Here is a 22,290-nt window from a genome sequence, read left to right on the forward strand (position 1 = left end):
GCGCCATAGTGTGCCCTGCGCGCCGGCGCATTCGGCGGCTTCACACCGGCGCGATGCCACCGCTTCGGCAACTAGGCCACGGGTACCAGGCCGCCGGTTTCCAACCGCGGTATCGGCGGCGGCGCGAGCCGGGTTCCGCGCGGCACCGCCCGCACGAATACGAAGAAGAACACCACAAGGAGTACGGCACGCCCCCACACGCCGAACTGCACCACGTTCTCCATCAAATCCACCGAGGTGCCGGAAACGATGGAATAGAAGTACCGGAACACCCCGATCCCGATGGTCGCATCGGCGACCAGATAGGCCCCGATCACCGGCCATGGCACCTCGAGCAGCACCAGGAACGGAACCAGCCACAGCGTGTACTGCGGCGAATGCACCTTGTGGAACAGCAGGAATCCGCACAGCATCGCACCGCTGACCCCGATCCACGGGAAGGCGCCGGTCAGTGTGAATCGCTTCCAGCCCAACCACATGGCCAGCGCGAACGAGGTGAGCACCAGCGTCGGCGAGGCGATCGACACCACATGCTGAAATGCGGTCTCACTATCGGCGTCCTGACCGAACATCTGCCGAAGTCCCCAGTACCAAATGGAATTCGTGGTGATATCGGCCTGCCGCATTTGCTGGAAGGTGATCGATGCGCGCCAGCCTTCATAACCGGCAAGGGCGAAAGGCAGATTCACCAGGAACACCGTGCCGATGGCGGCACCCGCGGTCATCAGGGCACCGCGCACATCCAGCCGGGACGGCGTTGGACCGTCCATATCGCGCTGGCCGCCCGTCAGCACATAGGCCAGCAGCGGCAGTACGAAAATACCCGGATACAGCTTGAGGCAGAACCCGATGCCGAGCAGTACGGCGGCCAGAATTCCCCTGGTGCGCAACGAATATCGAGTCAGCGCGGTCACCACATACACCGCGGCGACGGCCGTGCACACCACGGGTAGTTCCCAGTTGTGGAATGCGTAGAGCACCAACGGCGGCCCCGCCGCCCACAACAGCGCCGCCCGACCGGCCAGCCGGACCAGCAGCCAGGCGGTCAGCAACGCGAACGGCGCCAACAGCAGTGCCGAGTGCAGCAGGAATTCCGCGTCATTATCCGCGCCGACCGCGCCGAGCCACATCAATACGCCACTGAGCACCGGATATTCGACCGCGCCGCCGGTCAGCATGCCGTCATCGGTGATTCCGCCGTCGATATAGGGAAAGACGTGCTGGTCGATATCGCGACCCAACCACAGGAATTGGATATCGGAATAGCAGACATCCGAATCCTTGATGACATCGAAAATCGCACTGCGGCCGTCCGCGCCGAACGGCGCACCCGCGCACCGCGCCTTGTTCAGATAGGCAAGCGTCAGCGTCAACCCGCACAGCAACACCACCACCGCGGCCAGGGCCGCGCTGCGCGTCACACCGCCCGCGATCCTGTCGTGGGTAGCGAGTCCGGTCGGCATGGGCACCACCCTAGGCGGCAGCACGCGCGGAAGCCTCGCTTCCCCTGGGAAGGACCCGGCGTGGCACCGCGCCGGACATCGATTTCGCTGGTTAACGGGCGTTCATGTAGCCTTGTCGGGTTGCTGACGCAACGACCCTCCTGCCACGGACCGTCCGTGGCCGTTTCCTAGTCCACAGGAGGTGATTGGTCCGTGCGTCATTACGAAGTGATGGTTATCCTCGACCCGAGCCTGGACGAGCGCACTGTTGGTCCGTCGCTGGACAACATGCTGAGCGTCGTCAAGACCGAAGGCGGCAAGGTCGACAAGGTCGACATCTGGGGCCGCCGCCGTCTCGCCTACGAGATCGCCAAGCAGGCCGAAGGCATCTACGCGGTGGTCGATCTGACCGCCGAGCCCGCCACCGTGAGCGAGCTCGACCGCCAGCTGGGCCTCAACGAGTCGGTGCTGCGCACCAAGGTTCTGCGCCACGGCAAGTGACCCTCGATTGCGTCGGTGCCTGTCTCTAGGCTCTACGCAACAGGTGCACTGCGGACTGCATACCGAGCAGGAGGAACCACATGGCAGGCGACACGGTCATCACCGTCATCGGAAATCTGACGGCCGACCCCGAACTTCGATTCACGCCCGCGGGCGCTGCGGTGGCGAATTTCACCGTCGCATCGACTCCCCGCGTGTTCGACCGTAATTCGAATGAATGGAAAGACGGCGAAGCGCTGTTCCTGCGCTGCAACATCTGGCGTGAAGCTGCGGAGAATGTCGCCGAAAGCCTGACCCGAGGCGCCCGTGTGATCGTGAGCGGACGACTGAAGCAGCGCTCCTACGAAACCCGCGAGGGTGAGAAGCGCACGGTCGTCGAACTCGAGGTCGACGAGGTCGGTCCCTCGCTGCGTTACGCCACCGCGAAGGTCGCCAAGGCCAGCCGCGGCGGCGGGGGCGGCGGCGGATTCGGTTCCGGGGGCGGTGGCAATTTCGCTCCTGCCGGTGGCGGTGGCGGCAGCCGTTCCGGCGGCGCCGACGACGACCCGTGGGGCAGCGCACCCGCGGCGGGCTCCTTCGGGGGCAGCCGCGTAGACGACGAACCGCCGTTCTGAGAACGGCTCACATCGGCCCGAATTACTTTGGGCCATCATTAATTACGGAGTAACCATGCCTAAAGCGCCCGCGCGCGAAAAGGTGCTGAAGAAGAAGGCTTGCACCTTCTGCAAGGAGGCCAAGTCCGGCCTCGTCAGCATCGACTACAAGGACACCGCCCTGCTGCGGAAGTACGTCAGTGATCGCGGCAAGATCCGCGCTCGCCGGGTCACCGGCAACTGCGTGCAGCACCAGCGCGACGTCGCCGTTGCCGTCAAGAACTCGCGTGAGGTGGCCCTGCTGCCGTACGTGTCGACGGCTCGCTGAGAAGGGAGACATCGCAAATGAAGTTGATTCTGACCGCCGATGTGGACAACCTCGGTGCCCCCGGTGACACCGTGGAGGTCAAGGACGGCTACGGCCGCAACTACCTGCTGCCGCGCGGCCTGGCCATTGTCGCCACCCGTGGCGCCCAGAAGCAGGTCGAGGGCATCCGTCGGGCCCAGGACGCGCGCAAGGTGCGCGACCTGGACCACGCCAACGAGCTGAAGCAGGCCATCGAGGGCCTGGAGTCGGTTTCGCTGTCGGTCAAGACCGCTGGCACCGGCAAGCTGTTCGGCTCGGTCACCCAGTCCGACATCGCCGCCGCCATCAAGTCGGCCGGTGGCCCGGTCGTCGACAAGCGCAGCATCGAACTGCCGAAGTCGCACATCAAGACGGTTGGCAAGCACAACGTCGTGGTGCACCTGCACCCCGACGTGGTCGCGAAGTTCGACCTGCAGGTCGCCGCGAACTGAGTTCATTCGAAGGCCACTCTTGTGTTCCGGCACAAGGGTGGCTTTCGGCTGCGCGGCCGCGGGCCACTGCTCGTTCGCAGCGTGAGCCATGAGCATCGTCCTACAGATAGCCAAATATTTGCGAGAGGCCGGAACGGTGATCTGGACCATTCTCGGCAAACCCGGCTATCGGCTCTACCACCTGTTATTCGACTTGTGGATCGTCGAGAAAACCAACCGGCCGCAACGTGATCGAGGACATACCCGTAGTACACGCTCTGTTTACCCAACACGCCCGGCTGTTCAACTTGGCCGACACGCCGACACTTCATTCATCCACACGTGGATAGATTTGGAAATCGATATCTATCTGCACGTTTAAGCAAGGTGACCTGGGTTTTCCCCAAGTAGTACACAGGGGGTGCACATCGTTGGGTAAACAGTCCCCAACTTATCCACAGGCGTGTGCACAGTGCGGTTTGGCGAGTCTCCATCCAGTCGCCTAGGTTCGTCGCATTGTCATGAACGAACCTCCGGATCGTCATGATCCGGGAGCTGCCACACCGGTTTGCTGGAACCGCGGGTGCGCCCGTCGACGGGGGACTCGCACGCCGTGGTTCGACGCCGGATGTGTCGGTACCCGGGAGTACAACGAGTGGTCAATAGGGTCAGCCGGCAGGTTTCGAGCGATCTGTACGTGGTCGCCGTTTCCGAGCGGCCTTAGATGTATGTCGCTACCGGCGAGAGAGGACGGTCGAGTCTGGTGACTACCACCGATGACCGCGGGCATACGGACTACCCGCCCGAACCGCCCGGCGAAGACTTCGGCAGGCAGCCGCCACACGATATGGCGGCCGAGCAGTCCGTACTGGGCGGCATGCTACTGAGCAAGGACGCGATCGCCGACGTCGTCGAGGTGCTGCGCCCCGGCGACTTCTACCGCCCGGCGCACCAAGCGGTCTACGACACCATCCTCGATCTCTACGGCCGCGGCGAACCTGCCGACCCGGTCACCGTCGCCGCCGGTCTCGACCGCCGCGGCGAACTCAAGCGCATCGGCGGTGCGCCCTATCTCGTCACCCTCACCCAAACCGTCCCCACCGCCGCCAACGCCGGCTACTACGCCGAAATCGTTGCAGAGAAGGCGATCCTGCGCCGCCTCGTCGAAGCGGGCACCCGCATCGTCCAATACGGCTACGCGGGCGCCGACGGCCAGGACATCGCCGAGGTCGTCGACCGCGCCCAGGCCGAGGTCTATGAGGTCACCGAACGCCGCACCACCGAGGACTTCCTCCCCCTAGAGGAACTGCTCCAGCCCACGATGGACGAAATCGACTCCATCGCCTCCCGCGGCGGCATCTCCCTCGGCGTCCCCACCGGCTTCACCGAACTGGACGAACTCACCAACGGCCTACACCCCGGCCAAATGATCATCGTCGCCGCCCGACCCGGCGTCGGCAAGGCCCTGGCCCTCGACACCCCGCTGCCCACCCCCACCGGCTGGACCACCATGGGCGAGGTCCGCGTCGGCGACGAACTCCTCGACGCCCAAGGCCGCCCCACCCGCGTCCTGGCCGCCACCGAGGTCATGACCGACCGGCCCTGCTACGAGGTCGAATTCTCCGACGGCACCGTGATCGTCGCCGACGAGCAGCACCAATGGCTCACCGCAAGCGGCCTGCACCATGGCAATCGAGCCGTGCGCACCACCGGCGAAATCGTCCACACCCTGCGTGGCGTCGACGGCGACCTGAATCATGTCGTCCCGGGCACCCGCCGGTCCGCGCCACGCCACATCGCGGATGTCCGCAAGATCGACACCGTCCCGGTGCGCTGCGTCGAGGTGGACAACACCGATCATCTGTACCTGGCCGGAGAGTCGATGGTGCCCACGCACAACTCGACCCTCGGCATGGACTTCATGCGCAGCTGCTCGATCAAGCACGGTCTGGCCAGCGTCATCTTCTCGCTCGAGATGAGCCGCACGGAAATCGTGATGCGTCTGCTCTCGGCTGAGGCGAAGATCAAGCTGGGTGATATGCGTTCTGGCCGTATGAGCGACGACGACTGGACCAAACTCGCTCGCCGTATGAGCGAGATCAGTGAGGCGCCGCTGTTCGTGGACGATTCGCCGAACCTGACAATGATGGAGATCCGCGCCAAAGCGCGCCGTCTGAAGCAGCGGCACGACCTGAAACTCGTTGTGGTGGACTACCTCCAGCTGATGACTTCGGGAAAAAAGGTCGAATCTCGTCAGCAGGAAGTCTCGGATTTCTCGCGAAATTTGAAGCTGCTGGCCAAGGAGTTGGAAGTTCCGGTCATCGCGATCAGCCAGCTGAACCGTGGTCCCGAACAGCGAACAGATAAGCGCCCCATGGTGTCCGACCTGCGCGAATCCGGTTCGCTAGAGCAGGATGCGGACATGGTCATCCTGTTGCACCGACCCGACGCATTCGAACGTGATGACCCGCGTGGTGGTGAAGCCGACCTTATCGTAGGTAAGCACCGTAATGGTCCGACTGCCACGATTACCGTTGCGCACCAACTGCATTTGAGTCGGTTCGTGGATATGGCCCGCGGCTGACAAAAGGAGGTATGTGGTGGCTCATCGAACATGGCCAAATCTCAATGAGCCTCGCCACTCGGCGGCCCGCCCTGTCAGGCGCGCCCGGGTTTTCGCTGGTCAGAGCTGCGCGCTTAGCCGAGTGCGGGAAGGTGAGCCGTAGGAATGGCCATCTTTTTGATACAGACCGAAGTGGCCGTGTTGTGAGCCAACCTCAGCAGGTACAGGTCAGGACGTCGGCAGTGGCCATGGCCTTTGAGGGGCTATTGGCCAGCCTGCTCCCTCCAAGATCACCTCGCTCGCAACGATAGTCAGCGGACGACCTTGCGGCTCATCGGCAGCAGAGGGCAGTCGAACACCGGTTGATCGCCTTGACAGTGGTCAGGGGTTGACGTTCTCGTGAGGGGCGATCTGTGGCGTGGATTGGGGTAGGCCGCTACTTCAGCCGATCGCGTCCGCCAGGCCAAGACTGGTTGTCGGAGCGGGTTCAGTCCGCACAGTCCGAAGCAGTAGGGCGCCGATCCCGCGCGGCCGAGAACGGAGGTACGTGATGCGGCGCAACATGATTCGCACAGTGTTGCTCGCGCCGGCAGCCCGAATGGGTGGTGGGGGACCGTGCCGGACTCGGGAAAGGTCACGGTAGGTGATGAGTGAGGACGAGCCGGATCGGTGGGCGTTGGATCGGTACCGGCAAGCCCTTACCCCGGTGATGACGCCGGCGAGCAGGACGTCGCGCTCAGACGCCGCTTTCGTCGCGGGAACTGTAGCTGCGCTCGGCATCTGGACGAAGCTGCGGATCAGCCGGGGGTGAGCGGTTTTCAGCCACGCGACGACGAGATGGCTGGGCGGGCGATCGGGGAGTGGGACGGTGACGACGCCGGGAGCAGCGGCTGGTCGATCGGGGCGAGCGCGATGTTCCGTGGGTCTCAGCGTGCCCAGTCCGGTGTCCATATGTCATCGCCGGATGTCGTTCGGTATCTGGTCTCGAGGTAGTCGAGGAAGTTTGCGAGGACGGGGTGGGGATTGTCTGCTCGCCAGATCACCGAGAGTGGGTAGACGGGGGTTGGGTTGACGACGGGGATTCGGCGCAGGTCGTAGCTTTCCGGCCAGAGGTATCGGGAGCCTTCGCCGGCGAAGGTGGCGAGTTGGGTCGAGTCGGCGAGTTCGGCGAGCAGCGCTTCGATGCCGAACATCGGGCCGATCGTGTCGATGGTGAGTCCGAACGCGGTGGCGAGATCGTTGTAGTATCCGATCGGCTCCGGATCGGACATGCCGGGCATCCAGATGGGGTGGTCGGTGAGTTCGGCCAGCGTCACGGATTTGGCATTCGCCAAAGGGTGCTTCGGGCCGACCAGGAGTTCGTGTCGGTCGTCGATCACACGCGATGAGCGGAGTCCGGTCGGAACTTTGCGGGCGGAGTCGCGTAGGGATCTGAAGGTGGCGTCGAGGGTACCGGCGCCGATCTCGGCCAGCGCCGCTGCGGCGTCGGCGTTGGGTAGGGCGACGACATCGAGCTCGATATCGGGATGCTGCTGGTAGAAGGCGTGCAGGATATTCGACGGTGCGATCCTGCGGCTGACCACGTCGATCCGCAGCGCCCTGCGCCCCGGTGTTACGGCCGTGGTGGCGCGTTCGGCAGCGCGGAGTAGTTCGCGGGCATGGGGTAGCAGTGCTTGTCCGTCGACGGTGAGCCGGACGCCCCTGGCAGTCCGCGCGAAGAGTTGCACGCCGAGCTCTCGCTCCAGGCTTGCCACTCGTTTCGAGGCCCCCTGCTGGGTGATGCCCACATCGTCGGCAGCGGCTTGGAACTGGCCGGTCTCGGCAACAGCGACGAAGGTACGAACCGCATCGAGATCCACGAGGGGAGAACCTAATCGCACAACGATGGGTTGTGGCACGCCGCTCGATCTGTTGTTGGTGTCGGCGTCCTTCCACCGGCTTCAATCCCCGTGGCAACACAGCGTTGTCCCATGAGGTGCGAAGCGGAGCGAGCGAGTGTCGAATATCGGGCGCAGGACGAGACCGGGTCGGGCGTTCGGGTGGTTGTGGGCCGCCTACGCGGTCAGCGCCTACGGGACCGGGCTCGGGTTCGGGGCATTCGCGGTCGTTGCCATTACGGTCCTGAACGCCAGCTCGGCAGAGGTGGCGGTGCTGTCATCATCCGGGCTGGCGCTCGGGGCGCTGCTGGCGGTCCCGCTCGGGCCGTGGATGGAGTTCCGCGCCAAGCGGCCGGTCATGATCGCCATGGACGTGGTCCGCTTCGCGGCATTGGCATCCGTACCGCTGGCCTACTGGTTGGGTGTGTTGTCGTTCGCGCAGCTGCTGGCGGTCTCCATCGTCACTGCGACAGCGAAGATCGCGTTCACGGCCGCCAGCGGCGCCTACCTCGAGACCATCGTGCCCGCCGACGGACTGCTGGTGGCCACCAGTCGTTTCGAGTCCACCACCTGGTCTGCCACGGTCATCGGACCGCCGGTCGGCGGTGCCGCTATCGGGCTCTTGGGTCCGGTGACCACCGTTGTCATCGATGCGGTGAGCTACCTTCTCTCGGCGCTCGGCATTACTGCGATCGCCGAACCCGAGCAGCCGCCGAAGCCGCAGCACACGCGAACGCGTCGGTGCGGCGACATCGCCGAGGGGTGGCGCTACATCCTCACCCACGACACGCTGCGCCGATTCTTCTTCAACACCATGCTGGTCAACGGGCTGATCATGGCTACCGAGCCACTGCTGTCGGTGCTGATGCTGTCCCACTTGGGATTTCCGGTCTGGGAGTACGGGCTCGCGTTCGCCGTTCCGTGCATCGGTGGCCTGATCGGTGCCCGACTCGCCCGCCGCATCGTCGCCCGCCTCGGCGAACAGACGGTGCTGCGCGTCTTCGGCGCGCTGCGCGCCTGCTGGCCCCTCGGGCTGGTGTTCATCCGGCCCGGCCTGCCCGGGCTCGTGATCGTGATGGTCACCGAACTCGGCCTGATCATCTGCGCCAGCATTTTCAACGCCGTCTTCGCCGCCTACCGGTTGAACACCACCGCCACCGACCGCCACGCCCGGGTGCTCACCGCGTGGTCGATCACCACCAGCACCAGCATCGCCGCAATCACCGTGCTCTGGGGCCTACTGGCTCAACTCACCAGCCCGGGCACAGCCATTGCGCTGGCCGGGATTCTGCTCCTCGGCACGCCGTTCCTGCTGCCACGCCGTGTCACCACACCAGAACCGGCCAGCCCGATTCCCCCGATCGAAGCGCCGGTTCCCTCCGGCGACAGCGCATGACCACACGACGCCACGACCAGCGGGTCCGGGTCATATCTGGAAAGACTCACCGCCGACCTCACCACCATCCTCGACGGCATCCAGATTGTGGCGTGACATCCCGGCCACCCCAGAGATCGCGGGATGGCGAGATGGCCCGTCCCTGTGCTCGTGCACAAACAGGCTCACCATGAGAAGCCGCCTCGTCTCGGCGAGTGATCCAGGTGCAGCGCAACACTTTCCGCCAACGGATACACGCATCGGCTATCCGATGGCTGCGGCTGGACCCGTGGGACGGGGGTTGAAGGTTCGGCGGTAGGTGGAGGGGGTGGTGGCCAGGGATTTCCAGAATTGGTCTCGCATGGTCACCGGGCTGCCGTAGCCGCAGAGGGTGGCTATGTGGTCGATGGTCAGGTCGGTGGTTTCGAGGAGGCGTTGGGCCATGGCCAGGCGTTGGGTTGCGATCCATTGGGCGACGCTGGTGCCGATGACCTTTCGGAAGGTCCGGGTGAAGGTGCGGCGGCTCATCAGGGCGTGCGCGGCGAGGCGATCGACGGTCAGGTGTTCGCCGAGGTGTTCGATCGTCCACTGCAGGGTCTCGGTGAGCGGATCGGCCGAATCTGTTGGCGGCAGGGGATGTTCGATGAATTGCGCTTGTCCGCCGTCACGGTGTGGCGGGGCGACGATGCGGCGGGCGACACGGTTGGCGAGTTCGGCGCCGTGCTGGCGGCGCAGCAGATGTAAGCAGGTGTCGATCGCCGCGGTGGTGCCGGCCGAGGTGACGATATCGCCGTCGTCGACGTAGAGCGCCTCCTGATTCAGCCGCACGTCCGGGAAGCGGCGGGCGAAGACATCGGCCCATTTCCAATGGGTGGCCGCGGGACGGTTGCGGAGCAGGCCGGTGTCGGCGACGACGAATGCGCCGAGGCACAGACCGACGATGCGGGCTCCGTTTTCGTGTGCGCCGAGGATCGCATCGGTGATTTCCTTCGGGGCGGCTCGTTCCGGGTCGTACCAGCTCGGCACGATAACCGTTGTCGCACTGGCCAATTCGTCGAGACCGTGACCGGTCTGCACGGTGAACCCGGCGGTCGTGACGATCGGTTTCGCCCCCGGCGTGCACACCCTGATCTCACAGGGCGGCAGTTCGGCGGACGGCTGTTCCTCGCCGAATACCAGACATGGCACCGAAAGGTGGAAGGGATTGATCTGGTCGAAGGCGACGACCGCGATGACATCCACGCCGATTCCCTTCCGCAACCTTTGGCCCAATTCCGTTGATTCTAGTCATTCAGGCCACTGTTGAGCGGACCTCGCCTTCGGCATCGTTGACCTCCGGCAACACCGCCGCCCCAGCACCTTGGAGGAACCCATGAACGCACCGGCACCGAAGCGCGCGCTCATCGTCGTCGATGTCCAGAACGAATACGTCACCGGCGACCTGCGGATCCAATACCCGCCCGTCGAGGACTCGCTGACACAGATCGGCCGTGCCATGGATACCGCCGCCGCCGCGGGGATGCCGATCGTGGTGGTCCAGCACACCGCACCCACCGGTGCGCCGATCTTCGATCGCGGCACCGCGGGATGGCAGCTGCACCGCACGGTGGCCGAACGGCATTACGACCTCGCCCTGGAAAAGACCGTGCCGAGCGTCTTCGCCGAGAACGACCTCGAATCATGGCTGCGGGAACGCGGCATCGACACCATCGCCGTCGTCGGGTACATGACCCATCACTGCAATAACGCGCTGATCACGCACGCCCACCACGCCGGATTCGGCACCGAACACCTCAGCGACGCGACCGGCACCGTGCCACTGACCAATGCCGCTGGTCAGGCCACCGCGGCGGAGATCCACCGCGTGCTCAATGTCGTGATGCACTCCCAGTTCGCCGCCGTCAGCACCACCGAGCAGTGGGTCCATAACGTCGGCAACGCAACGGCAACACCGATCGGAAATCTGTACGATTCCTACAATAGTTCTTTCGCCTCGGCGGCACCGCGGTAACGAATACATCCCGGTCACCGACATCCCTCGTGACATATGGGCCTGTCGGGGGGCCTGTCCGCCCACTTTTCGAATATTGATTGAGGACCGGGACATGGCTCTTCGGGAGTTCTTCGCGCGCCATCGCATGGCTTCGGCCGTTGTCGCGCCCGCCGCGCTCGGGGCGGTGGCGATTGTCGCCGCCTCGTGGGCGCTGACATCGACGTCGCAAACCGTGGATACGCAGCTCAGGGCGTCGGTGACGGAGTGCCACGACATGGTGACCATATCGGTGGCCGGACGCCGCGACACTCCGGTCGAGGGCACCACGAAGCTACTGGTCGACGCCAATGGTCACGAATTGCCCGCCGCGCTGTCGGATGACTATCACAGTCAGTGGGTCGACCCCGTCGTCAACGCACCCGCCGGTAATGTCGATCCCGGCTCGTATGCCGCTGTATACATCGCGTATCCGGCGAATATGGCCACCTACGAGGACGCCGTCAATGCCGGTGTCGCGAATACCGAACAGGTGATGCGGGAGATCAGCCAGGCCTGCCCGGACACCAAGTTCTCCATCGTCGGCTACAGCGAGGGCGCCGATGTCGTGCGCCGCGTCGCCATGACGGTCGGACATCAGACGCCCGACCAGAACGGCGGCTACGGAGTCGTCGATCCGGCCGACGTCGTCGGTGTCGTCATCCTCGCCGACTCCGGACGCTCCGCAGGCGACGGGCCGTTCCCGGGCGCGAAGGACCCCTACAGCCATCCCGACGGCTTCGACCAGCAATATCAGAGCGGCACGAAAGCGGTATCGGGTCAGGGCGCGCTGCCGGGTAACAGCGGTGACTTCGGCGCGCTGAACGGCAAGATCGCCTCGTTCTGCTCCGATGGCGATCTCACCTGCGCGGCACCGCAGAATATTTCGCTGCTGCAGTTGGTGGTCAATGTGGGTCGCCAGTTGAACGCCGACGCACTCGAACGCGATGGGCTCACCCCGGCGACCGGGCAGGACGTCGCGGTCGTCCTCGGCCGGATCGCATTGGCGGCATTCGCCGATATTCAGTCGCAGCCGAACTGGATGCAGAGCAATGAGACATTTCTCCAGGTGCTGCTGAAGGTTTCCGATCCGGCGTACAAGCCCGGGCAGACGCCGCAGCCCGCGACCCAGGCGACGGCGATCTCGACCAATGACATGTCGCCACTGGCCTATCTGCCGCAGAAGGTGTTCAACGAGATCATCGGTCTCATCGTGACGAACCAGAACACCATCCCCGTGATCATGAGCGACCCGTACCAGCTCACGCTCGGGCCGAACGCGACCGGTCACCACTTCGACTACTGGCGCGACGCCGCCGACGGCAAGCCGCTGACCTCCGCCGAATACGCGGCCGCCTGGCTCACCCATCTGGCGCAGCAGGCGCAGGCGGGTAAGACGGTCGATACCAGCGCACAGCCGACGCCAGCGGATCTCGCCGCCGCGTACCAGGCGGCGACCTCCACGACCAAGACCAGCGAACCGACCAAGACCACGACGACCTCGCCGACGACCACCAGCACCGCACCCGCGAAGTCGCCCGCTGCCAGCGCACAGCCGACGACCACGACACCGCCCACCACGACATCCAGTGCGGCGACCGCCCCGCAGGTGACGACCACGACACCGGCTCCGACCACCACCCCCGCCCAGACCACAAAGCCGACCACCACCGAACCGACCACCACCACGACCACGCAATCCGCGGCACCGACCACCACTGCTACGCGCTAGCAGTCACTGCCGGTTTCGATACGGGCCGCGGCGTCGCCGCCTGCCGCGACATGCGGCCAGGCATGCGGCGCCGCGGCGTCGCACGGAGTTCGGCTCGGGACGAAGTCGAGACGACATTGCAGGCGGCGCCGACCAAGATTCAGCAGGACGAGCCGACCATCGTCTGACTCGCCTTGCTCTCGGCCCAACCGCGTTCAGCATCGTCGACGCATTCCGCGACGAGGCCGGGCGGCAAGCCCAGCTCGACGCATACCTTGGCGCGCTGCAAAGAGGCCGTCCCGGAACTGCTGAGCGCGCCGCCGTCCATCGAGTACACCGATGTGATCGCGGCCGAGCTGCCTGTTCAGTGATAATCGGCGCGTCCGAGCGCTCCGCCAGCGGACCCGCGAACGCTCGCCGGAAGACTGGCGGGCGGTCCGCCTATCCGATCGGATGACGCTCTTGCCTCGGTACCGCCGTCGGTGAGATTCGCGACGGCGATACCGAGGCAGGCGGATATGCAGCGGCGACATCGATGCAGACCGCACCGTCGATCGCGAATGCCGCTGCGGTGCCGTGGGTTTCAGCGGTCGAGGGATCGGATGGCGCGGTTGAGGTCCGCGTGGAGACCGTCGACGGCAGCGCGGGCGTTGGCGATGGCCGCGCGGCGGGCGGCGAGAGGGGCTGGGTTGTAGTTCTTCGCTGCGGCCTTGCGTTCCAGTTGGGTGGCGGATCGGTCGAGTCGGCGGTGCGCCGCAGTGACGCGGTCGGCGGCTGCGGTGAGGGCGGGGACGACCGTGTCGGTGCGGCCGGCGAGCGTGCTGGGATCGCCGCCGGATACGCCGAGGCCGGCGCGGACCGCTCGGACGGGCAGTACCAGTTGACGGTGCAGGATTTCTGCGGTGGCGGTTTCCATGTCGAACCTCTCGGTGATCGTTGCTTGCCACGTCCTTGGTGGCATGGGCGCAACGATGCCGACCGCCGCTGACACCGCGCTGACACGCGGCGGATTCGCTAACTGCGCAGGCTGTCGACCCTGCACTGCCGAACGAACATCCCGTGAACCGGCGCGCAGGCGACTACGGAGCGGAGTACAGTCCCTGCGCGAGAACCGGCCATGAGGTGTGCAGATCCTCCTGCCAGTAACCCCAGGAATGCGTGCCGCTGTCGCGGTAGACGAAGGTGGCGGGGATCCCGAGCTGGTCGAGCCGGTTCTGCAGATTGTGCGTCGACCAATTGACCCCGGCCTCGATCGCCGCGCCGACCGCGACCGTCTGCGCATTGTCCTCGGGCTTCTCCAGCCGGAACTTTCCTCCCGGCTGGTCGTAGACGCCGGGGATGCCATTGCCGGTGGAGACGAAAAGGTTTGGTCCACGCAGCTTTTCGGCATTGAGGATGGGATCGTTCGCCGCCCAGAGCGGGCCATCGGACGGACCCCACATATTTCGTGTATCGCCACCGCCGTAGGTCTCCACGGTCACTTTGATCATCCGCTGACCGATCGGGTCACTGGTCTGCGCGATCCCGCTGTAGACCGCGACGCTGCGGTAGAGGCCGGGCTTGGCGATTTCGAAGTTGAGCACCGAGGTACCCGCCATCGACAGTCCCGCAATGGCATTGACGCCATTGGTGCCGAGCGCGGTATCGATCAACGGCGGCAGTTCCTCGGTGAAGAAGGTCACCCACTTATTGGTGCCGAGCACCGGATCCGGCGCGATCCAATCCGCGTAGAAGCTCCAGTGCCCGCCGATGACATTGACCACATTGACGTTCTTGTCCGACAGGAACTCCATCGCGTCGGTATTGCGCTTCCACGTCGCATCGTCCTGCCCGCCGCCAGCACCGTTCAGCAGATACAGCGTCGGGCGCGGCACCGAGGTGTCGGTCGGTCGCAGCACATCGACCGGGATCGTCGAATTCATTGCGGCGGAATGGATGTAGAGCCGAACGTTGCGGGCGTCCTTGGCCTCGACCTTTTCGATGAACGAGCCATCCGGCGACTGCACCGACGACGGCAGCACAATGGCGGGCTGCGTCGATCCCGTTCCGGAGCCCGTATTCGGCTCCGCATGCGCCGGAATCGCACCGAGACCGAGCACTACCGCAATCGCCGCCAGCATCACGCGTTTCGTTGGACGGTTCAACACCCATTCCTTCGTTAGGGCCCGGACCCGAATACACATCGGCCCGGGAAGTTGATCGAGAACCGGACCGGTCTCGTTACGACAACCTGTCGGGCGACAGCCGAAGCTGTTGTGCGGCAGGCCGATTGAAACCGATGCCGTGGACGCCGTCGAGCCCCCGGTTCCAGCGGCTCGGGCCGGTACGACTCACCCTCGAATCATGGGATGAACCCATATAAGCTCCGGTGCGAGGAATGGATCGGAGGTCCCACGGATGACCAGGCGTGGCTGGGTGTTGTTCTTGGCAATGGGCGTCATCTGGGGCGTGCCTTATGCGATGATCCGGATCGCCGTCGAGGATTTCGACCCGATCGTGGTGGCCTTCGGCCGAACCTTGCTCGGCGCGCTGATCCTGCTGCCGATCGCGCTCTACACCAAGGCGCTGACACCGGTATTGCGCCACTGGCGCCCGCTGCTGCTGTACACCCTGGTCGAGATCACCGGCCCGTGGCTGCTCATCGGCTTCGCCGAGACCACATTGAACAGTTCGACGGTCGGCCTGCTGATCGCCGCCGTACCGCTGATCGCGGTGGTCATCGTGACCAAGCTCGGGCACGACCGCTTCGACGCGCGCCGCACCATCGGCCTGATCGTCGGCTTCGCCGGGGTGGCGGCGCTGGTCGGCTTCGATATCGACCTGACCCAGCCCGCCGCCATCGGCGCGATCGGGCTGACCACCATCGGATATGCCGTCGGCCCGATCATCATCAATCGCGCACTCGCCGAACTGCCGCCGCTCGGCGTGGTCACCGGATCACTGATCCTCGCCGCGGTGATCTACGCACCGTTCGCGGCTTGGCGCCGGCCGGCACACTTCACCGCCGACGCGTCGTGGTCGGTGCTCGGCCTCGCCGTCATCTGCACGGCCGCGGCGTTCCTGGTCTTCTTCGCGCTGATCAGCGAGGTCGGCCCGGCCCGCGCCACGGTTATCACCTACATCAATCCGGCCGTCGCCATCCTGCTCGGGGTGACCCTGCTGGACGAGCCGCTGACCATCGGCATGGGCATCGGCTTCCCGCTGGTCATCCTCGGCTCGATACTCGGCACCGCGCGCACCCGCACCGCCGAGCAGCCGGACTCGACGCCGGTGCCGCAATCACCGAGTCAGGTGTGAGTCCCGCGCTCATTCGCCGCGCATCACCTCGGACGCGCCCGCACTGAAGGTCAGACCCGCACCGCCGATGATCTTCATCAGCACATCGCGCAACCGAACCACTTCGGACGCACCGATTGTCGCGTCGAGGTGTGCGTCGAATCGCGCGACCACATCGAATCCGGCCTCCAGCACGGACCAGCCGAGCGGGGTCAGGCGCACCAGCCGCGCCCGCCGATCGGTCGGGTCGGGAGCTACCTCGACGTATCCGCGCGATTCCAGGTGCCGCACGAGTTCGCCCATCGCCTGTTTGGTCATGCCCGCCCGAGCGGCGAGGTCGATCAGCCGCGTGCCTTCGGGATCGATCACCTGGAATACCGGAGCGTGCGCGGCGCGCAGGTCGGCGAATCCGGCCGCGGCCAAACCCGCATCCAGTTCGGCGGCAAGGGTTCTCGCCGCGGCGCCGAGCAGACTCCCGAGCGGCGGCGGCCTATCGGACAGCGGATTAGTCAGGCTCTTGACCATTCTGTGGCTCCTTCGTACCTTTAGTCAGGAACCTTACTACTTTGGATGGTGCACATGACCAGACCAGCTGTCGTCGGACTTTCCGTACTGGCCCTGGTGATCGAACTCGGATGGCTACTGCTCGCGGACGGATCGGTCGGATCGATCACCGCCGTGGTGCTGGTGAGCGTCGCGGTGCTGACGGTGACCGCGGCCCGATTCGTGGCCGTCGACACCGCGGTACGAATCCTGTTGGGCGCCTTGTTCGCCGGATCGGTTGCGGACCGGTTCGGACTACTCGGCGCGCCGGGCACGAAAGGCGTCTCCTGGGGCGGCTATTCGGCGTTCGTCGACTACACCCGAACCCTGGTACCCCGGACGCTGGACTGGTCCGTGCCGACCCTGGCCGCCGTCGCGACGGCACTGGAAACACTGATCGCCATCGGTCTGATCCTCGGCATCGCGGCGCAATCCACCGCCCGCCTCGCGACCGCGGTGCTGATCGCCTTCGCGGCGGCGATGTGGACATCGGTGGGTTTCGATGAAATGTCTTCCTACGGTGTGCTCGTCGTCGCGGGCGGTACCGCGATACTCGGTAGCCGCGATACCGCGCTGCGGCTCGACCACCTGCTACGCCGCCTGCCCTCGCGGCGCCCCGCAATGAAATCCAGCGTCGCGGAGCGACTCGATGGGGGGTGGCGGTCGGGTGACGGGAGGGCATGATGGCCGGATGACACGCACCGATCATGCCGATGTGACGCACACCCGCGCCGCCTACGACGACCTCGCGGACCGCTACGCCGAGCACGTCGAGGGGCACCTCGAATCCCAGCCGTTCGACCGCGCCATGCTCGGCGTACTCGCGGAAATGGTGCGGGCCAACGGTTCTGGTCGGGTCGCCGACCTCGGCTGCGGCGAGGGCCGACTGACCGCGCACCTGGCGGGGCTCGGACTTGATATCTTCGGCATCGACCTGTCACCGCGGCTGATCGCGCTGGCGCGAGCGCGACATCCGGAACAGACCTTCGGCGAGGGTTCGCTCGAACACCTCGACCTCGCCGACGGTACCCTCGCGGGCGTCCTCGCGTGGTACTCGTTCATCCATCTGCCACCCGAGCGGATTCCCGCGGTGTTGACGGAGTTCCATCGGGTACTCGAAATCGGAGGGCACGCGCTGCTCGCCTTCCAGGCCACCGCTGTCCAGGATGTGGAACCGTTCGACCACAAGGTGATTCGCTCCTACCGGTGGTCGCCGGATCGGCTCGCCGCGCTGGCCGACCAGGCCGGTTTCACGGCGACCGCCCGATTGGTACGGGAACCGGATCCCGGCGAGCGGGGTCGCCAGGGCTACCTGCTGCTGGTCAAGGATCACTGATTCGGCGAACACCGATCCGTACCTTTCAGTAAGGTGTGAGAACACCGCGCAGGGGACATGGCTGCGCGAGCCCTTCCGACATCGTGGTCGATACCTCTTGTTCAAGACCTCCACACCACACCGTCGTCAGGGGGCGACTCACCAATGGAGCTCATTTCTCCGATCGACGCCGTATTTCTGCTGGCCGAATCCCGCGAGCACCCGATGCACGTCGGTTCATTGCAACTGTTCGAGGCGCCGGAAGACACCGGACCCGATTACGCCCGGACAATTCATGAGAAGTTGTTGACGGACAACGAATTCCATCCCACCTTCCGCAAACAACCGGCAAGTTGGCTCGGCACACCACAATTGGCGTGGACACAGGCCGAGGACGTCGAACTCGCCTATCACCTGCGCCGGTCGGCGCTGCCGAGTCCGGGCCGCTTCGACCAATTGCTCGAGCTGGCCTCCGAGCTGCACAGCGCCCTGCTCGACCGGCACCGCCCGCTGTGGGAGATCCACGTGGTCGAGGGGCTGAGCGACGGCCGCTTCGCCGTCTACTCGAAGATGCACCACGCGCTCATCGACGGCGTCGCCGCACAGCGGCTGCTGCAGCGCACACTCACCGACGATCCGGCGGCGAGCGGAATGCGCGTGCCATGGAATCTGCCTCGTTCGCGGCGCGTACCCGAACCATCCGGATCACTATTCGGCGGGATCGCGCGAAACCTCTTGTCGGCGGCCAATTCCGCGCCGGCCGCGCTGCGGGTGGCCCGCGCCGCATTGCTGCGGCAACAGCTGACCATGCCGTTCGACGCGCCGCGCTCGATGTTCAATGTGCCGATCGGCGGCGCTCGGCGCTGCGCGGTGCGGTCCTGGCCACTGGAACGGGTCAAACAGGTCAAGAAGGCCACCGGCACAACCGTCAATGATGTGGTGCTCGCGATGTCGGCCGGTGCGCTGCGCGAATACCTGATCGAACAGCATGCGTTGCCCGACAAGCCATTGATCGCCATGGTCCCGATCTCGCTGCGGGCCGATGACGATGCCGCCGAGACCAGCGGTGTGAAGGTCGGCGCGATCCTGTGCAACCTCGGCACCGATATCGCCGATCCGATCGAACGGCTGCGCGTGGTGAGCGAATCGATGCGCCGCAGCAAAGAGGTCTACAACTCGCTCTCGCCGATACAGACCATGGCGCTGTCCGGACTGATGCTCAGCCCGCTGGCCCTGACCTTCCTGCCCGGCATGGTGTCGCTGGCCAATCCGCCGTTCAATATCGTCATCTCCAATGTTCCCGGCCCCAAGGAACCCCGGTACTGGAACGGCGCCCGCCTCGACGCCTCCTACCCGATGTCGATCCCGTTCGACGGACAGGCCGTGAACATCACCCTCACCACCAATGGCGACAATCTGGACTTCGGACTCGTCGGCTGCCGCCGCACCGTACCGCGCCTGCACAGCCTGTTGGACCACCTGGAGAACTCGCTCACCGACCTGGAACAGGCGGCCGTCTGAAACGGCTATCCCTAAAGAAACTAGAACGTGTTACATTCGATTTCAGGCGCCCGCGCCTGTTGACAGAGCCGTCGTCGCGTCATGGCGATATCTGCGGTAGGCGGTCGAATCGGCGGCGCGGGCCAGCGACCAAATATGTAACCCGTTCCAGCACTCCTCGGCCGGTCGCTCCGGCTGTGGGGCGAGTAGGGAGACCAGCACGCCATGCGTACCGAAATCTGCGACCGGCTGGGGATCGAATTCCCCATTTTCGCCTTCACCCACTGCCGCGATGTGGCGGCCGCGGTCAGCAACGCCGGTGGTCTCGGCGTGCTCGGTGCGGTCGGCTTCACGGCCGAACAATTGGAGGTCGAACTCGCGTGGCTCGATGAGCATGTGCACGGCGTCTACGGTGTCGACCTCGTCATTCCGTCCAAGTACGAGGGCAAGGGCATCGACGATCTGACCCCGCAACAGCTGGAAGCCAAACTGGCGGAACTGGTTCCGCAGGGCCATCGGGACTTCGCCGAGAAGATCCTCAATGACCACAATGTGCCGCACCTGCCCGAAGAAGAGCACCACAACCAGCTGCTCGGCTGGACCGCGACGACCGTCGCACCGCAGATCGAGGTGATCCTGCGCCACCCCAAGGCCAAGCTGGTGGCCAATGCTCTGGGCACCCCACCGGATGACGTGATCGAGCAGATCCAGAATTCCGGCCGCCTCATCGGCGCGCTCTGCGGGTCGGTCAAGCACGCGCTCAACCACAAGCGAGCCGGGCTGGACTTCGTGGTCATGCAGGGCACCGAGGGCGGCGGCCACTGCGGTGAGATCTCCTCGCTGGTGCTCTGGCCGCAGGTCATCGATGCGATCGGCGATATGCCAGCGCTCGCCGCGGGCGGTATCGGCAATGGCCGCCAGGTCGCCGCGGCCATGGCGATGGGTGCGGCGGGCGCGTGGACCGGCTCGCTGTGGCTGACCGTCGAGGAGGCCAATGTGCCGCCCGCGCAGATGCAGACCTATATCGATGCCTCCAGTCACGACACCGTGCGGTCGCGGTCCTGGACCGGCAAGCCGTGTCGCATGCTCAAGAACGACTGGACCGAGGCCTGGGAGTCGCCGGAGAACCCGGACCCGCTGCCCATGCCGCTGCAGATGATGGTTGCCCTGGACGGCGTCAAGCGCGGACACCGCTACCCGGAGGCGGCCAAGGACGTGAACTTCAATCCGGTCGGCCAGGTCGTCGGCATGATGAACAAGGTGGAGCGCTCCGCCGATGTGATCGCGCGGCTGATCAACGAGTACGTGGAGGCGTGTGACCGCCTCAACAAGCTCAATAGCGAGCTCTAGGAGTCGGATCGGTGCCGTCGCCCTGGCACGCACGCTGGGGCGATGTGCCATCATCGCCGAAATGCAGTGGGTTTCGATTCAGCTCGATAACGCCGCCCCTTGGGTCGCATCCGATCCTGCGGATTCCACCACTGCTGCGGCAGGCACCCCGGGGCCGAACCGGCGCGGGTGACGTCGGCGATCGCCTGGCGTCCGCCTGCCGCCCGAGCCGCTGGCGACGGGTGATCACATCGCCGAGAACTCGTACCGCACGCCGGTGAGCTGCTCGCTGAGCTGCCACAGCCTGCGCGCGGTCCAGCGGTTGTGGGCCAGTGGATTGCGCGGGGCCCGGCGTGGATATCCCGCCAGCTCGAATCCCGGTCCGACATAAGAGTTTCCGCGCAGATCCGGCACCGTCGCGGCATACAGCTGCGGCAGCGCGCCCATCCGGTCGGACTGGGCGATCGCGAACAGGATCGTCTGCGGGATAGCCGCCAAGAGGCCGCCGACACCCTTCTCACCGTTGCGGTCGTAGAGATGGGTCGCCGAAAGACCCGGATGCGCGGCAACGGCGTGCAGGGTGGTCCCGGCCGCGCGGGCCCGGCGATCGAGTTCGGCAGTGAAGAGCAGATTGGCCAGTTTGGACTGGCAGTAGGCGGGCCAGCGCAGGTAGAGCCGCTCCCAGTTGGGATCGAGCCAGTTGATCGCGCCACCCCACGCGGCCACCGAGGATACGGTCACCACGCGCGGCCGCTCGGCACGCAGGAGTGCGGGCAGGATGGCACCGGTGAAGGCGAAGTGCCCGAGGTGGTTGGTGCCGAATTGGGCATCGAACCCATCGGCGGTGCGCGAGCGCGGCACCGCCATCACACCCGCATTGTTGATCAGCAGATCGACCCGGCCGATGGTGTCGACCACCGTTGCCGCGGCCTGTCGGACCGAAGTCAGATCGGCCAGATCCAACGACAGCACTTCGGGTTTCGGGCCAGCGGCCACCGCGGTGACGGCGTCGAGGGCGGCGGTCGCCTTCTCCTGGTTTCGGCAGGCCAACAGCACATGCGCGCCCTTGGCCGCCAATGCCTCGGCGGTGCGCAGGCCGAGACCGCTGTTCGCGCCGGTGACCACCACGGTCTTTCCGGACTGGTCCGCGATATCGGCAATGGTCCAGCGGCGCGGCAGGATCGGTATGGATGTCATCGGTATGGATGTCACAGAGCACTCCCGGTCACTCGCGGTAAGGGAATCGGTGGCAGCCTAGGCCGCCTCGTCGCTGGGCAGGGTGCACCTCGCCGATGCTGGTCGCGGCCAAGCGGCGCATCCTCAAATTCGGTGACACGCTCCCGGCATCTCAGACAGTTGGTCAACCAAGGTGATCTTCCCCAGCTGGCGCAACACCACACCCCTCGGGCAGCGTTGAGCGGAGGTGGACCAGTAATGGCTCAGACAGTGAAATCGGAGG

Annotated in this window: 21 protein-coding genes; 13 read left to right on the forward strand and 8 right to left on the reverse strand. The window is 65.4% G+C overall.

What is annotated here, in order from left to right; all coding sequences use genetic code 11:
* Positions 1–71: 71 nt before the first annotated feature.
* The gene (locus ACQP0C_RS40705; protein ID WP_433729076.1) at positions 72–1,463 is read right to left on the reverse strand and encodes a glycosyltransferase family 87 protein; all 1,392 of its coding nucleotides are present in this window, start codon (positions 1,461–1,463) and stop codon (positions 72–74) included.
* Between the two features lie 192 nt (positions 1,464–1,655).
* On the opposite strand from ACQP0C_RS40705, the gene rpsF reads away from it, so the two are divergent.
* The 5 genes from rpsF to dnaB all read left to right on the forward strand — a co-directional run bounded on the left by rpsF (position 1,656) and on the right by dnaB (position 5,897).
* Complete coding sequence (rpsF, locus tag ACQP0C_RS40710) at positions 1,656–1,943, forward strand: 30S ribosomal protein S6 (protein WP_420770131.1); 288 nt, start codon at positions 1,656–1,658, stop codon at positions 1,941–1,943.
* 80 nt (positions 1,944–2,023) lie between these two features.
* Positions 2,024–2,557 carry a single-stranded DNA-binding protein gene (locus ACQP0C_RS40715; protein ID WP_433681561.1) on the forward strand — a complete coding sequence of 178 codons (534 nt, stop codon included), beginning with the start codon at positions 2,024–2,026 and terminating at the stop codon, positions 2,555–2,557.
* Positions 2,558–2,612: 55 nt separating this feature from the next.
* Positions 2,613–2,864, forward strand: a complete 252-nt coding sequence (rpsR, locus tag ACQP0C_RS40720; RefSeq protein WP_433681562.1) for a 30S ribosomal protein S18 — start codon at positions 2,613–2,615, stop codon at positions 2,862–2,864.
* A 17-nt stretch (positions 2,865–2,881) separates the two neighbouring features.
* Positions 2,882–3,334, forward strand: a complete 453-nt coding sequence (gene rplI, locus ACQP0C_RS40725) for a 50S ribosomal protein L9 (RefSeq protein WP_433681563.1) — start codon at positions 2,882–2,884, stop codon at positions 3,332–3,334.
* 826 nt (positions 3,335–4,160) lie between these two features.
* Positions 4,161–5,897, forward strand: coding sequence for a replicative DNA helicase (dnaB, locus tag ACQP0C_RS40730; RefSeq protein WP_433734802.1), 1,737 nt, complete (start codon positions 4,161–4,163; stop codon positions 5,895–5,897).
* 905 nt (positions 5,898–6,802) lie between these two features.
* On the opposite strand, the gene ACQP0C_RS40735 is transcribed toward dnaB, so the two are convergent.
* Complete coding sequence (locus ACQP0C_RS40735) at positions 6,803–7,735, reverse strand: LysR family transcriptional regulator (protein ID WP_433729078.1); 933 nt, start codon at positions 7,733–7,735, stop codon at positions 6,803–6,805.
* A 136-nt stretch (positions 7,736–7,871) separates the two neighbouring features.
* Here ACQP0C_RS40735 and ACQP0C_RS40740 point away from each other — a divergent pair, with 136 nt between their 5' ends.
* Entirely contained in the window at positions 7,872–9,149 is a 1,278-nt protein-coding gene (locus ACQP0C_RS40740) for an MFS transporter (RefSeq protein ID WP_433729080.1), read from the forward strand.
* Positions 9,150–9,392: 243 nt separating this feature from the next.
* On the opposite strand, the gene ACQP0C_RS40745 is transcribed toward ACQP0C_RS40740, so the two are convergent.
* Complete coding sequence (locus ACQP0C_RS40745; protein ID WP_433729082.1) at positions 9,393–10,370, reverse strand: GlxA family transcriptional regulator; 978 nt, start codon at positions 10,368–10,370, stop codon at positions 9,393–9,395.
* A 130-nt stretch (positions 10,371–10,500) separates the two neighbouring features.
* Here ACQP0C_RS40745 and ACQP0C_RS40750 point away from each other — a divergent pair, with 130 nt between their 5' ends.
* A complete protein-coding gene (locus ACQP0C_RS40750; protein ID WP_433729084.1) occupies positions 10,501–11,139 on the forward strand; it encodes a cysteine hydrolase family protein in 639 nt (212 codons plus the stop codon).
* 94 nt (positions 11,140–11,233) lie between these two features.
* A complete protein-coding gene (locus ACQP0C_RS40755; RefSeq protein WP_433729086.1) occupies positions 11,234–12,889 on the forward strand; it encodes a cutinase family protein in 1,656 nt (551 codons plus the stop codon).
* Positions 12,890–13,028: 139 nt separating this feature from the next.
* On the opposite strand, the gene ACQP0C_RS40760 is transcribed toward ACQP0C_RS40755, so the two are convergent.
* The 3 genes from ACQP0C_RS40760 to ACQP0C_RS40770 form a co-directional block, all read right to left on the reverse strand.
* The gene (locus ACQP0C_RS40760; RefSeq protein WP_433729088.1) at positions 13,029–13,196 is read right to left on the reverse strand and encodes a hypothetical protein; all 168 of its coding nucleotides are present in this window, start codon (positions 13,194–13,196) and stop codon (positions 13,029–13,031) included.
* 255 nt (positions 13,197–13,451) lie between these two features.
* Positions 13,452–13,784 (reverse strand): hypothetical protein, encoded by a 333-nt coding sequence (locus ACQP0C_RS40765; RefSeq protein ID WP_433729090.1) that lies wholly within the window; start codon positions 13,782–13,784, stop codon positions 13,452–13,454.
* A 163-nt stretch (positions 13,785–13,947) separates the two neighbouring features.
* Positions 13,948–14,988 carry an alpha/beta hydrolase gene (locus tag ACQP0C_RS40770; RefSeq protein WP_433734803.1) on the reverse strand — a complete coding sequence of 347 codons (1,041 nt, stop codon included), beginning with the start codon at positions 14,986–14,988 and terminating at the stop codon, positions 13,948–13,950.
* Between the two features lie 277 nt (positions 14,989–15,265).
* On the opposite strand from ACQP0C_RS40770, the gene ACQP0C_RS40775 reads away from it, so the two are divergent.
* A complete protein-coding gene (locus ACQP0C_RS40775) occupies positions 15,266–16,165 on the forward strand; it encodes a DMT family transporter (protein WP_433729092.1) in 900 nt (299 codons plus the stop codon).
* Between the two features lie 9 nt (positions 16,166–16,174).
* On the opposite strand, the gene ACQP0C_RS40780 is transcribed toward ACQP0C_RS40775, so the two are convergent.
* Positions 16,175–16,669: a MarR family winged helix-turn-helix transcriptional regulator gene (locus ACQP0C_RS40780; RefSeq protein ID WP_433729094.1), complete on the reverse strand. Its 495-nt coding sequence runs from the start codon at positions 16,667–16,669 to the stop codon at positions 16,175–16,177.
* Between the two features lie 54 nt (positions 16,670–16,723).
* Between ACQP0C_RS40780 and ACQP0C_RS40785 the strand changes: the two genes are divergently transcribed.
* The 4 genes from ACQP0C_RS40785 (at position 16,724) to ACQP0C_RS40800 (ending at position 20,852) form a co-directional block, all read left to right on the forward strand.
* Positions 16,724–17,371 carry a hypothetical protein gene (locus tag ACQP0C_RS40785; RefSeq protein ID WP_433729096.1) on the forward strand — a complete coding sequence of 216 codons (648 nt, stop codon included), beginning with the start codon at positions 16,724–16,726 and terminating at the stop codon, positions 17,369–17,371.
* A 7-nt stretch (positions 17,372–17,378) separates the two neighbouring features.
* Positions 17,379–18,023: a class I SAM-dependent DNA methyltransferase gene (locus ACQP0C_RS40790; RefSeq protein ID WP_433729098.1), complete on the forward strand. Its 645-nt coding sequence runs from the start codon at positions 17,379–17,381 to the stop codon at positions 18,021–18,023.
* Positions 18,024–18,167: 144 nt separating this feature from the next.
* A complete protein-coding gene (locus tag ACQP0C_RS40795; protein WP_433729100.1) occupies positions 18,168–19,523 on the forward strand; it encodes a WS/DGAT/MGAT family O-acyltransferase in 1,356 nt (451 codons plus the stop codon).
* Positions 19,524–19,727: 204 nt separating this feature from the next.
* A complete protein-coding gene (locus ACQP0C_RS40800) occupies positions 19,728–20,852 on the forward strand; it encodes an NAD(P)H-dependent flavin oxidoreductase (RefSeq protein WP_433729102.1) in 1,125 nt (374 codons plus the stop codon).
* A 225-nt stretch (positions 20,853–21,077) separates the two neighbouring features.
* On the opposite strand, the gene ACQP0C_RS40805 is transcribed toward ACQP0C_RS40800, so the two are convergent.
* A complete protein-coding gene (locus tag ACQP0C_RS40805; RefSeq protein ID WP_433729104.1) occupies positions 21,078–22,028 on the reverse strand; it encodes an oxidoreductase in 951 nt (316 codons plus the stop codon).
* Positions 22,029–22,290 lie beyond the last annotated feature (262 nt).

The organism is Nocardia sp. CA-129566, from assembly GCF_050956075.1.
Classification (GTDB): Bacteria; Actinomycetota; Actinomycetes; order Mycobacteriales; family Mycobacteriaceae; genus Nocardia.

Coding starts and splice junctions, on each gene's coding strand:
- ACQP0C_RS40705 (WP_433729076.1), bottom strand. CDS start 1,463: ATGCCGACCGGACTCGCTACCCACGACAGGATCGCGGGCGGTGTGACG.
- ACQP0C_RS40715 (WP_433681561.1), top strand. CDS start 2,024: ATGGCAGGCGACACGGTCATCACCGTCATCGGAAATCTGACGGCCGAC.
- rpsR (WP_433681562.1), top strand. CDS start 2,613: ATGCCTAAAGCGCCCGCGCGCGAAAAGGTGCTGAAGAAGAAGGCTTGC.
- rplI (WP_433681563.1), top strand. CDS start 2,882: ATGAAGTTGATTCTGACCGCCGATGTGGACAACCTCGGTGCCCCCGGT.
- dnaB (WP_433734802.1), top strand. CDS start 4,161: ATGGCGGCCGAGCAGTCCGTACTGGGCGGCATGCTACTGAGCAAGGAC.
- ACQP0C_RS40750 (WP_433729084.1), top strand. CDS start 10,501: ATGAACGCACCGGCACCGAAGCGCGCGCTCATCGTCGTCGATGTCCAG.
- ACQP0C_RS40755 (WP_433729086.1), top strand. CDS start 11,234: ATGGCTCTTCGGGAGTTCTTCGCGCGCCATCGCATGGCTTCGGCCGTT.
- ACQP0C_RS40760 (WP_433729088.1), bottom strand. CDS start 13,196: ATGGACGGCGGCGCGCTCAGCAGTTCCGGGACGGCCTCTTTGCAGCGC.
- ACQP0C_RS40765 (WP_433729090.1), bottom strand. CDS start 13,784: ATGGAAACCGCCACCGCAGAAATCCTGCACCGTCAACTGGTACTGCCC.
- ACQP0C_RS40770 (WP_433734803.1), bottom strand. CDS start 14,988: ATGCTGGCGGCGATTGCGGTAGTGCTCGGTCTCGGTGCGATTCCGGCG.
- ACQP0C_RS40775 (WP_433729092.1), top strand. CDS start 15,266: ATGACCAGGCGTGGCTGGGTGTTGTTCTTGGCAATGGGCGTCATCTGG.
- ACQP0C_RS40780 (WP_433729094.1), bottom strand. CDS start 16,669: ATGGTCAAGAGCCTGACTAATCCGCTGTCCGATAGGCCGCCGCCGCTC.
- ACQP0C_RS40785 (WP_433729096.1), top strand. CDS start 16,724: ATGACCAGACCAGCTGTCGTCGGACTTTCCGTACTGGCCCTGGTGATC.
- ACQP0C_RS40790 (WP_433729098.1), top strand. CDS start 17,379: ATGACACGCACCGATCATGCCGATGTGACGCACACCCGCGCCGCCTAC.
- ACQP0C_RS40795 (WP_433729100.1), top strand. CDS start 18,168: ATGGAGCTCATTTCTCCGATCGACGCCGTATTTCTGCTGGCCGAATCC.
- ACQP0C_RS40800 (WP_433729102.1), top strand. CDS start 19,728: ATGCGTACCGAAATCTGCGACCGGCTGGGGATCGAATTCCCCATTTTC.
- ACQP0C_RS40805 (WP_433729104.1), bottom strand. CDS start 22,028: ATGACATCCATACCGATCCTGCCGCGCCGCTGGACCATTGCCGATATC.